The organism is Bacteroidota bacterium, from assembly GCA_016714535.1.
GTDB lineage: Bacteria > Bacteroidota > Bacteroidia > AKYH767-A > OLB10 > JADKFV01.
Genome location: JADKDR010000014.1, coordinates 58,262 through 68,966, shown reverse-complemented (window position 1 = coordinate 68,966; position 10,705 = coordinate 58,262). Strand labels below are relative to the sequence as shown.

Annotated in this window: 10 protein-coding genes; 8 read left to right on the top strand and 2 right to left on the bottom strand. The window is 36.5% G+C overall.

From position 1 onward, the window contains the following. Window positions 1-20: 20 nt before the first annotated feature. Window positions 21-365: a hypothetical protein gene (locus tag IPO27_16620; GenBank protein ID MBK8848063.1), complete on the bottom strand. Its 345-nt coding sequence runs from the start codon at window positions 363-365 to the stop codon at window positions 21-23. 445 nt (window positions 366-810) lie between these two features. On the opposite strand from IPO27_16620, the gene rplM reads away from it, so the two are divergent. The 8 genes from rplM (at window position 811) to IPO27_16580 (ending at window position 8,864) form a co-directional block, all read left to right on the top strand. Continuing rightward, a complete protein-coding gene (rplM, locus tag IPO27_16615) occupies window positions 811-1,254 on the top strand; it encodes a 50S ribosomal protein L13 (protein ID MBK8848062.1) in 444 nt (147 codons plus the stop codon). Between the two features lie 6 nt (window positions 1,255-1,260). Further along, window positions 1,261-1,647 (top strand): 30S ribosomal protein S9, encoded by a 387-nt coding sequence (gene rpsI / locus IPO27_16610; protein MBK8848061.1) that lies wholly within the window; start codon window positions 1,261-1,263, stop codon window positions 1,645-1,647. A gap of 42 nt (window positions 1,648-1,689) precedes the next feature. After that, a complete protein-coding gene (rpsB, locus tag IPO27_16605; protein ID MBK8848060.1) occupies window positions 1,690-2,508 on the top strand; it encodes a 30S ribosomal protein S2 in 819 nt (272 codons plus the stop codon). A 128-nt stretch (window positions 2,509-2,636) separates the two neighbouring features. Next, window positions 2,637-3,476 (top strand): elongation factor Ts, encoded by an 840-nt coding sequence (locus IPO27_16600; protein MBK8848059.1) that lies wholly within the window; start codon window positions 2,637-2,639, stop codon window positions 3,474-3,476. 470 nt (window positions 3,477-3,946) lie between these two features. Next, entirely contained in the window at window positions 3,947-4,201 is a 255-nt protein-coding gene (locus IPO27_16595) for a hypothetical protein (GenBank protein MBK8848058.1), read from the top strand. 272 nt (window positions 4,202-4,473) lie between these two features. Continuing rightward, window positions 4,474-6,258 (top strand): tetratricopeptide repeat protein, encoded by a 1,785-nt coding sequence (locus IPO27_16590; protein ID MBK8848057.1) that lies wholly within the window; start codon window positions 4,474-4,476, stop codon window positions 6,256-6,258. A 116-nt stretch (window positions 6,259-6,374) separates the two neighbouring features. Then, complete coding sequence (locus IPO27_16585) at window positions 6,375-7,016, top strand: response regulator transcription factor (protein MBK8848056.1); 642 nt, start codon at window positions 6,375-6,377, stop codon at window positions 7,014-7,016. A 207-nt stretch (window positions 7,017-7,223) separates the two neighbouring features. After that, a complete protein-coding gene (locus IPO27_16580) occupies window positions 7,224-8,864 on the top strand; it encodes a tail fiber domain-containing protein (GenBank protein MBK8848055.1) in 1,641 nt (546 codons plus the stop codon). Between the two features lie 195 nt (window positions 8,865-9,059). Here IPO27_16580 and IPO27_16575 read toward each other — a convergent pair whose 3' ends face one another. Next, window positions 9,060-10,697 (bottom strand): T9SS type A sorting domain-containing protein, encoded by a 1,638-nt coding sequence (locus IPO27_16575; protein MBK8848054.1) that lies wholly within the window; start codon window positions 10,695-10,697, stop codon window positions 9,060-9,062. Window positions 10,698-10,705: the final 8 nt, after the last annotated feature.

The following is a 10,705-nucleotide window of genomic DNA, read 5'->3' as shown; positions in this document are numbered from 1 at the left end:
TCTATTTCGTGTAATTGGGGTTATTTAGGAAGTGCTGCAATTTGCAGCGGTGTCAAAGCAAAATACTTTTGTAAAATCAATGGCGCATTTTGTTTATCAATTTTTATTTCAAAAACATCTTGCTTAGGTCTGGCAATCATAGTGAACCCGTCAATTTGCGAAAACTTCTTTTGCAAAGTTGCGGGAGAAACAGCTTCGAACTTTTGAAATAAGGTATGCGAGGTAATTTGCAAATGGTATTCGGCAGCATTATGACTGATAACAGAAACCGTTGCTACATTCTGTTGCGCTTGTGATGGAATAGACAATACCATGGAAGCCAACATAAGGCAAGTGAATAAGAAAAAGCGTAAAATTTTAATCATTTCGTAAAAAATTAATTATTTAAATAATTTCGACAGGGGCTTAAACTGATTGAAAGCCAATACCCAAAGACACTAGGCTACAATTGGGCACAATTTAAAGAAAATCAATTTAATCTTCGCATACTCCCAAAAATAATACCATAAATATTTCGGCTCCTTTCACAAGTAATTGTAAATTAATAGTTTAAATAATTAACAATTAGAATTAACACCCTGTCAATAACTTTGCATTTAAGGGTCAAATTACAAGCCCACTGATGAGTAAATGGGTGCGGATTCAGTTAGCATTCTCTTACGTCTAGAAATTTAATTCCGAGATTCCGAAAGCGTGAGCAATCTCAAACACGTACAATACGAAACACGTCTTAAAAGTTTTTTTTATAACTATTGCATACTTGAATATAATAACATACTTTTGCGCTCCTTTTTATAAAAATAAACTATTGTGGATACATTAAGTTATAAGACCAAATCAGTAAATAAAGAAAACGCTCAAAAAGGGTGGGTTCTGGTAGATGCCGAGAATATGGTTGTAGGTAGATTAAGCTCAGAAGTAGCGAAAATACTGAGAGGCAAGCATAAGCCCTCGTTTACTCCAAATAGCGATACCGGTGATTATGTAATAATAATTAATGCCGAGAAAGTTCGTTTTACCGGAGCCAAAACAGAAGACAAAGAATATGTAAGACATACCGGTTATCCGGGAGGTCAACGCTTTGCTTCACCAAAGATGTTGTTGAAAACTCATCCCACACGGATATTAGAATATGCCATTCATGGTATGCTTCCGAAAACCAAATTGGGTGATGCTATTAAGCGCAACCTATACATTTATGCTGGTTCAGAGCATCCACATGCAGCCCAGCAACCTAAAACAGTAACTTTTTAACAGAATATGGAAATCACACATAAAATAGGAAGACGTAAAACCGCTGTTGCCCGTATTTATTTGAAACCGGGAACAGGAGTGATACACGTTAATAATCAAGACTATAAAGCTTATTTTAAGACCGATGTTTTACATCATAAAATAACTCAGGCTTTTGAAGTTTCACAAACCAAGGATCAGTTTGATGCAGTGGTAAATGTGCATGGTGGCGGAATTACTGGACAAGCAGAAGCTATCAGACAAGCGATGGCCCGTGCTTTATGTCAGGTTAATCCTGAGTTTCGACCAGCATTAAAATCAAATGGCTTACTAACACGGGATCCTCGCATGGTTGAACGTAAGAAGCCGGGACAAAAGAAAGCCCGTAAGCGCTTCCAATTCTCTAAGCGTTAATCTTGTCACTATATTAATAACAAAAAAACAAGAAATTATCCAATGTTGAATATCAAACATGACCAATTATTAGATGCCGGGGTACACTTTGGGCATTTGAAAAGAAAATGGAACCCAAAAATGGCGCCCTATATTTTTATAGAGCGTAACGGTATCCATATAATAGACCTTAATAAAACAATGGCTAAGTTGGAAGAAGCTGCTTCGGCCATCAAGCAAATTGCGAAATCAGGCAAGAAAATTCTATTTGTTGCAACCAAAAAGCAAGCTAAAGATTTAGTTGCTAATGGAGCCAAGTCGGTAAATATGCCTTTTATTGTTGAACGCTGGCCTGGAGGAATGCTAACTAATTTTGCTACACAGAGAAAATCTGTTAAGAAATTAGGCAATTTTGATAAGATGGTAACTGATGGAACTTTTGATGTAATCTCTAAAAAAGAAAAACTTCAGATTTCACGTCAAAAAGCTAAGATGGAAAAATTTATCGGAAGCATAAGCGATATGAGCCGTTTGCCAGCTGCCTTATTTGTGGTGGATATTGTTAAAGAACACATTGCAATAAGTGAAGCTCGCAGACTAAACATACCTACTATTGCTATATGCGATACCAATACTGATCCTACGCTTATCGACTTTCCAATTCCGGCCAATGATGATGCATCAAAATCAATTGCATTAATTATTGACGTAATGATTAAAGCGATAGAAGAAGGATTGGCAGAGCGCAAGGTTGACCGCGATGCGGATAAAGAACGTGAACTAGCAGAACAGGAAGCAGCAGGAAATGAAAGTGGCGAAATGGCTGTTGCCGGAGATGAAGAAGGTGGCAAAAAAAGTGGCCGTCCACGCAGAAAAAAATAAGCCGCAGAGGCAATATCCGGCTTAAAATTATTCAATCCGGAAATCGAATAACACATATCGAAAGACGGAATTCCCTCCGTCTTTTGTTTTATAAGGGAATAAATTAAACATATAAAAAAAATCAAAAGATGTCGACAGTAACAATAAGCGCAGCAGATGTAAACAAATTGCGCCAACAAACAGGGGCAGGAATGATGGATTGCAAAAAGGCCCTAACCGAAGCCAATGGTGATTTTGAACAAGCCATTGATTATTTGAGAAAAAAAGGACAAAAGGTAGCCGCCAATCGCAGCGACCGCGAAGCTAAAGAGGGTTATGTAATTGCTAAAACCAGCGAAGACAATACTAAGGGCTATGTGATAGCCCTAAATAGCGAAACAGACTTTGTGGCCAAAAATCAGGAGTTTGTAAATTTTGCCGAAGAAATTTTAACCCTGGCAATGCAGAACGACTGTAACTCAGCAGATGAAGTGAAAGCTCTAAAACTTGGTGACGCAACGGTTAACGACCGCTTGTTTGATATGATAGGAAAAATTGGCGAGAAGCTTGAAATATCTTCTTACGAAAGAATATCAGCCCCAAGGGTTATTGTTTATAATCATCCTGGAAACAAATTAGCTGCTATGATTGGAGTAAGTAAAGCTGATGTAGCCAATATAGATGATATAGCACGAAATGTTGCCATGCAAACTGCAGCAATGAACCCTGTGGCCATTGACAAAGGCGATGTAGATACCAAAATGCTTGAGCGTGAATTAGAAATAGGACGCGATGTAGCCCGTAATGAAGGTAAGCCCGAAGAAATGGTTGAAAAAATTGCGCAAGGCAAGTTAAATAAATTTTATCAGGAGTCAACATTGCTCAATCAAGCATATATTAAGGAAGATAAGCAAACGGTGCGTCAATACTTAACCTCCATTGACAAAGATCTTACAATAAGCGCTATGAAGCGTGTTCAGATTGGATAATAATACCTACGTTTATTATTTAGAATAAATAAGGTCCAAAGAATTTTCTTTGGGCTTTTGTTTTTGACAGGAATGTTGATTGACCCCAATATTTTTTTGGCAAGTAAGAGTTTCTTCTTTGCTATTGATGCTTATTTTCTATTTAGGTAGCATAAGCAATCCATTTTAAAATACTCAGTTGAGTAAAGTGGAAATGTGCACTAGCATTGAAAAGCTATGTACTTCTGGTTAGCCAATTGCAAATCGTGCGGAAGCTATGCGGCATTAAGGCAACTGAGCGTATTCTATGTTGCCGATTATTTTGCAATGTTTGTAAAGTTCATTCCATACTAAGTCATTTTGTTCTCTTTAATAAAATATGAACTGTTCTATTTGTTTCACTGGTTTCAATTACCTTTTTGATTGCGTTAGAAAAAAGTTGAGGGCGTAACATAGGCCTTCTTTATTATTGAGTTTTTTATAAATTAATAATGCAGCAACTCGCTAATAGCTTCTTATGCCCTAAGAGGATTTACAGCAAAACCCTATTTAAAAAGATTAATCAAATTTTCTTTCTTGGTTATGGTCTTTTGAAAGGCAATGCTTCCATGCTTATTCATCGTGCGGCAACACCGGTTCAAATGCCTAAATACTTTACCGTTTTCATTGAGCAGTTGCTTGTTATCACTATACATAAAGTGACCTTAACGAGAAAAACAAAAAATATAGCTAACACGATTTGGTAATGCAACCCCAATAAACTTATATTTGCTTTTGAAACAACACATGTAATTAGGTTATTGGTCATTTTTACTGAATAGGTTACTTTCTGCACTTTTCAGCTATCCATAAATTTTTAATTTTTCTTAAAACAAAATTACCATCAAGAAATTAGTTCCTTTTATTACTACAGCCAAATTTGCAACCGCTGTGCTATCAAATGCGATAACAAACTCAATCACAAAAAGGCATAATTTGAAAACCAAAATTAACTTAGTTGTAACTTAAAAACCAAAACATGAGATTAGCTTTTGCAATTATACTTTTTCTCTTTTCGGTTTCAGTAAAATCGCAAGACAAAATAATTGACTCCTTGCTTAACGTTTTATCAATTTCAAAAGATGATACCACAGGATCCAAAATATTACTAGAAATTGCACGCAAGTATTATGAAACTACGGATTATAAAAATTCGGAATTCTATTTAGGGCAATCCTATTTGTTGGCTAAAAGGTTGAATTATCAAGAGGGAATAATTGATTACTATTTTGTAGATGGAAGGCTGTTAAAAAATAACGGCAAATACTTTGAAGCAAAACTCCAATATGAACAAGCATTAGCTCTCAGCGAAAAAATTAATGATAGTGGTAGGATTGCAAGCAGCTACAACCATATAGGAAACTTATATGTAACCATACATGAAAACAAACTTGCCTTTGAGAACTTGCAAAAATCTGCCAATATTTTTAAGGCGATAAAGGACTATAAAAAATTAGCCTACCCACTAAGTAACATAGGTAAGGTATATATGGATATGGAGCAATATGATAGTGCCATGTATTACTACAATCAAACTATTGAACTTGCTAAACGCTATTCAGACAATTACGAACTAGCGCAATCGTATAAACGAATAGCATCCATTTATGCAGCATTAGGAAACTATGCTACAGCATTTAGATTTTGTGATACTACATTGCGTCTAAGCGCATTACACCAGTATAGATACATCATAGCAGATGTGTACGAAATTCAGGCTAAAATATTTCTTGAGAAAAAAGACTATAAAAACTCGAAAATTAATTTAAAAAAAAGTCTTGATATGTACCAGGACCTAAAGGTTAAACCTTCTATTCGGTACAGTTATTTACAGCTAAGCAAATTAGATAGTCTTGAAGGAAATTATAAAGATGCATATCACCATTTTAAACTTTATCATGCATATAACGATAGTGTTGTAGATATTGAATACAGAATTAATATTGAAAAGAATCAAATGCAATACGACTTTGTTAAAAAGGAAGCAGTAACCAAAGCTGAACAGGATAAAAAGCAAGCTTTGGCATCAGCCGAAATTCAAAAACAAAAAATCATTCGCAATTTTTCGTTAGCAGGAATTTTTGTTGTGTTACTTATTGGAGGATATGGCTTTTACCGTTACCGCAAAAATAAAGAAATAGAAAATCAGCAATTGTTATTAAATGAGCGCTTACGAATAAGTCGCGAGTTACATGATGATATGGGCAGCACACTCAGCAGTATTTCTGTATACAGCGAAGTGGCAAAAAACCGTGCCGCAAAAAATGGAAACGAAACAGAAGTACTGCAAAAAATTGGAGCAGCATCGCGCGAGTTGATTGAAAAAATGAGCGACATTGTGTGGAGCTTAAACCCCAACAACGAAAACTTTGAACAACTTAAAAACCGCATGATGGCATTTGCAGCCATGATGCTTACACCAAAAGGAATTCTATTTGAGTTTGATATTGATAATGAAGAAAAAAGCACAACCATTGCACCCGTGCATCGAAAAAACATTTTTCTGATATATAAAGAAGCAATTAACAATATAGTGAAATACTCTGAAGCTTCAACAGTGCAAGTTATAGCTAAGGTGAAAGAAAATAAATTGTGCTTGGAAATATTAGATAATGGAATCGGATTCGACACCGATAATGTTGTGGCTTACAACGGCAACGGTTTAAAAAACATGAAAGCAAGGGCAGAAGAAATTAAAGCACGTTTTTACGTTACGTCCTCGCTGAACGAAGGCGTTAAAATTGAATTGACTGTTAGTATTTGATTATAAAAGCAATACCGAGTGAAGGCGAGTTATCTGACTAAGAAAAAACTACCATATTTGGTAATATTACTTTTAATGAAGTTAGTACAATTTTGCGTCAATCTATATTCTAAACCATGAGCGGAATAAAAGTTGTTCTTTTTGATGATAACGAAATGCTACGAGATTCCATTGCAATGTTGCTGGAAGATGCCGGAGATTTCGACCTTTTAGCATCGTATGCAAACTGCATTGATGTAATTACTAACATTCAACAAACAAAACCCGATGTAGTGATTATGGATATTGACATGCCTGGTATGAATGGAATAGAAGGCGTAAAACTTATACGTAAAACATTCCCTACTGTTCAGATATTAATGCAAACTGTATTTGATGATGATGAAAAAGTTTTTGCTGCTATAAAAGCGGGAGCAGCAGGATATATTTTAAAAAATACAGATCCTAAAAATATACTACAGGCCATACGCGAAGTATATACCGGTGGTGCCCCCATGACACCCAGCATTGCACGCAAAGTATTATTACAGTTTCAAGAACCGCAAAAAGAAGATTTTAATTTAAGCTTGCGCGAAAAAGAAGTACTATCACTTTTAGTAGATGGTCTATCATACAAAATGATTTCGGACAAGTTAAATATTACGTACGATACGGTGCGTGCTCACATGAAAAAGATTTACGAAAAATTACATGTAAGCTCAATGACAGAAGCAGTTGCAAAAGCAATAACTCAGAAACTTTTTTTTAGCTTGCTTTAGGTATTGCACTAAATCTATTGTGGTAGTATCCTAATTGTTTATAGTCCTTATAATTTATGTCAGGCATGGAATTGCCATAAAAATGCTAATATTCCAAGGGGCCATCACCTAAAATACTACCACGTTTGGTAATTGCTAAGAGCCTTTTCTCACCTTTTCTTTGTCGAACAAATTCCAATCAATTAACAATTTTAAAAAAAATCACTTATGAGAAAAAAAATCTTCACACTCGCAATTGCTTCTGTTGCAACAATTGCATCGCAAGCACAAAACACGTTTCCGTCAACCGGTAATGTAGGAATTGGAACTGTAACACCAACAGTAAGGCTCGATGTGTTTAACGCTACAGGTGGCGTGGCCGTGCAGGTAAAAAGTAACACGGCAAGCGCCTTTATCTTTATGGATAAAAAAAATCCAGGCAATTCAAACACCGTAAGTTATCGTACTAACGGGGTAGCGATTTGGCAAACCGGAGGTCTAGGCAATGATGATTACACTATCCGTAATTTAAACATTGGTACAAGTCCAATTACCTGTCTGGTAGCCAATAATTTTGTCGGCATTAATAATCCGGCCCCAACGTCACAGCTACATGTAATAGGCACAGGAAGAATTGATGGAAATTTACAAGTATCCAACAATTCAACTTTCGGTGCCTCTATGAATGTAAGTGGAAATATTACTGCCTCCGGAACCCTTACCGCTGGAGGCAATGTGTTTTTTGGCGATACCATAAACTTTGGTAGTGCCGAAAATTTTATTGATGCAGGTGGTAATTCAATTGCAACAAATGATAAACTCACTGTAGGTAGTTTTACAGAAGGAACAAACACATTTAATGTAGTAGGAACAGCTGGTATATCTAGTAATGCAACCATAGGAGGTACCTTAGCGGTTACGGGAGCAACAACATGTGGAAATAAACTTACTATTACTTCTGGTGGTGTTAATGTTATAGCAGGTGATATATTCTCTGGAGCTGACTTATATACCTCTTCTGGAAATGGCGTTATCAACTGCGGTGGCGACAGCATGAGTTCATTTATAAATGTAATGTCCGATGTTTTTACACCGGGAACAAGTAATTTAAATGCCAATGGCGATGAAGATTTATTTATCGGTGGCGATTTAGAAGTTGTAGGAAAAGGCTTTCAAACTGGTGGCGGAGCTTGGGGTGTACGCAGCGACCGAAGATTGAAAAAAGATATTACTCCATTTAAAGATGGTCTTGAACAATTATTAAAAATTAATCCTGTTACATTTAAGTACAACGATAAATTTCCACATGCTGATGGCCGCGAGTTTGTTGGTATCATAGCTCAGGATATGCAAGAAATAGCACCTTATATGGTGGAAGAAAAACCAATGGGACAAATAGTTGAAGAAGACGCCAATGGAAATGAAGTAATTGTAAAGCAAGGAACCAATTATCTGACCTTTGATCCAAACGCCTTATGGTACATCACGATTAACGCTATTAAGGAACAACAAAAAATAATCAATGAGCAGCAACAAAAAATTGAAGCACTTGAAGCTATGATTAACAACTCAGCAGGAAATGCAAAATCTGCGAATGAATCAGCTGCTATACGTGCAGATTATTCGTTAGAGCAAAACACGCCAAACCCTTTCAATCAAACTACTATCATCCGTTTCAACTGTGGTGATGCGGCACAAGCTTCAATTATTATTCGTGATTTAAATGGTAACCTTGTTAAATCATTAAACGCAGCCGGCAAAACACAAGTTATTGTGAATGCAAACGAATTAGCACAAGGTACATACACCTACACACTTGAAATAGGCAGCCGTAGTGCAGATACCAAGCTGATGGTGGTAACGAAATAATTAATGTAATCTGGCAACTAGTTAAAAAAAACACTTAGCCGCAGTTACGATTATTAGATAGTTTGCCCTTGCAAACAATATTCTAAAAGCCACCCTGATGGGTGGCTTTTTAGTTTTATTTTAGTAGGATAATCTTGCAAAAATATACCGGCCTCGCAACTGCTATAAAGTAGCCGATTAATATGTTACCAACTTTCACTCAAACACAATTTTACCATGGTAAAATTTTACTCCGTTTGTAACTGTTACTGTATACACTCCCTTGGCTTGTGCTTCTAAGTTTACCTTTACTTTTCCATTGGTTAACGCTACCGATTTTTGTTGAATCATTTTGCCTGTGTTATCGTATATGCTCAATGTTAATTCTTTTTCATTTACTAAATCATCGGGTATGGTTATGTTGCACTTACCGGCATTGGGGTTGGCGTATATGTGGAGTTGACTGTTAGGGGTTTTTTCATTGCCTCCAATGCCTGTGAATATATCACACTTGGCAAGGTAAACATCCCAGGGCCCGTTGGTTGTAAAGGTATTGTTACCTATGGTTACCGTGTTGGCAATACCTCCAGCCACTACCGGATTGCCCATTTGGTCCACTACTATACTTGAAGCATCTGCTTTGCCAAAATGTTTAACACCAAGGCAATCACCATTGCTATTAAAGCGTGCTAAAAACGCAGCAATTTGATTAGTAGTTGAGATACTATAGTTTCCGAATGTAACAGAACCAGTAAAATCTCCTGCAACATAAGTATTACCATCATTGTCTGCAACCATTTGGCCTGGGTTAATAATAGTGGTGGATGAGTTGCCTTGGTTTGCAAAAATCAAATTACCAATACTATCAAATTTCATAAAAATAAAATCTATAACAGGACTATAAAATGAATTGCCATTAAACGAAATGGAATCACCAAAACCACCTACTGCATATAAATTACCATAAGCGTCTATACCATGATCTCCAAAGAAATCTATATTTCCGTACCCGAACCGTTTTATCCATTTAATATGTCCATTGGAGTCGGCACGAGCTAGTAGCATATCATAATCGCCATTCGAAGTTACCACGGCCGTATCTATCCAAAGGGTGTTTTTAAAATTTCCTAATATTATCATATCCGACCCCACATACTTTATCGAAAATCCCCCTTCATAACTGGGAGGAGGTGCAGAAAAATCATAAAAATGGCGCGTAAAAAAGCAAGTGCCATTTCCATCTAATTTTGCCAGACAGCCCCCGGGGCCTGCGACTAACCCATCAAAATATGCTGTGTCTAGTAGGTTTGAGTAAATAACGATAATCCCATTTTTTTGAAGAACCCAACCCATCCGTTCATAATCGTTCAAGTTGGAGCTTACCCGTGTCCATATTTTTTTTGCCCAAAGTACGGTACCTGTTAAATCCATCTTTGCCAAAAAATTTCTCCCATATCCATTTGACACCAGATTACTACCTCCCAAACTCATGCTGCCCTGAAAAGTTCCTGTCAAATAAATACAATTGGAAACCGAATCATAAAGTGCACTTATATTTTCGCCCTGACTGCTGGAATTGTATCCTCCAAAAGTCTTCACCCACTGCTCATTTCCATTGTTATCGTATTTGATTATAAAAAAATCGCTTACCCCATTTGAATTAAAAGTTCCCGATTGCAACTGCATTACGCCTGAAAACGTTCCGTACAGATAAAAATTTGTACCATCTGTTTTTACATTTCCGTGATCGTACGATTGTTGGGCACTGCCTCCCACTTGCTTGGCCCATTGCCAGTTCTGCCCCATGGTAATTATAGGAAACAGGCTTATTAAAAATAGTAGAATGTTTTTCATTTTAATTG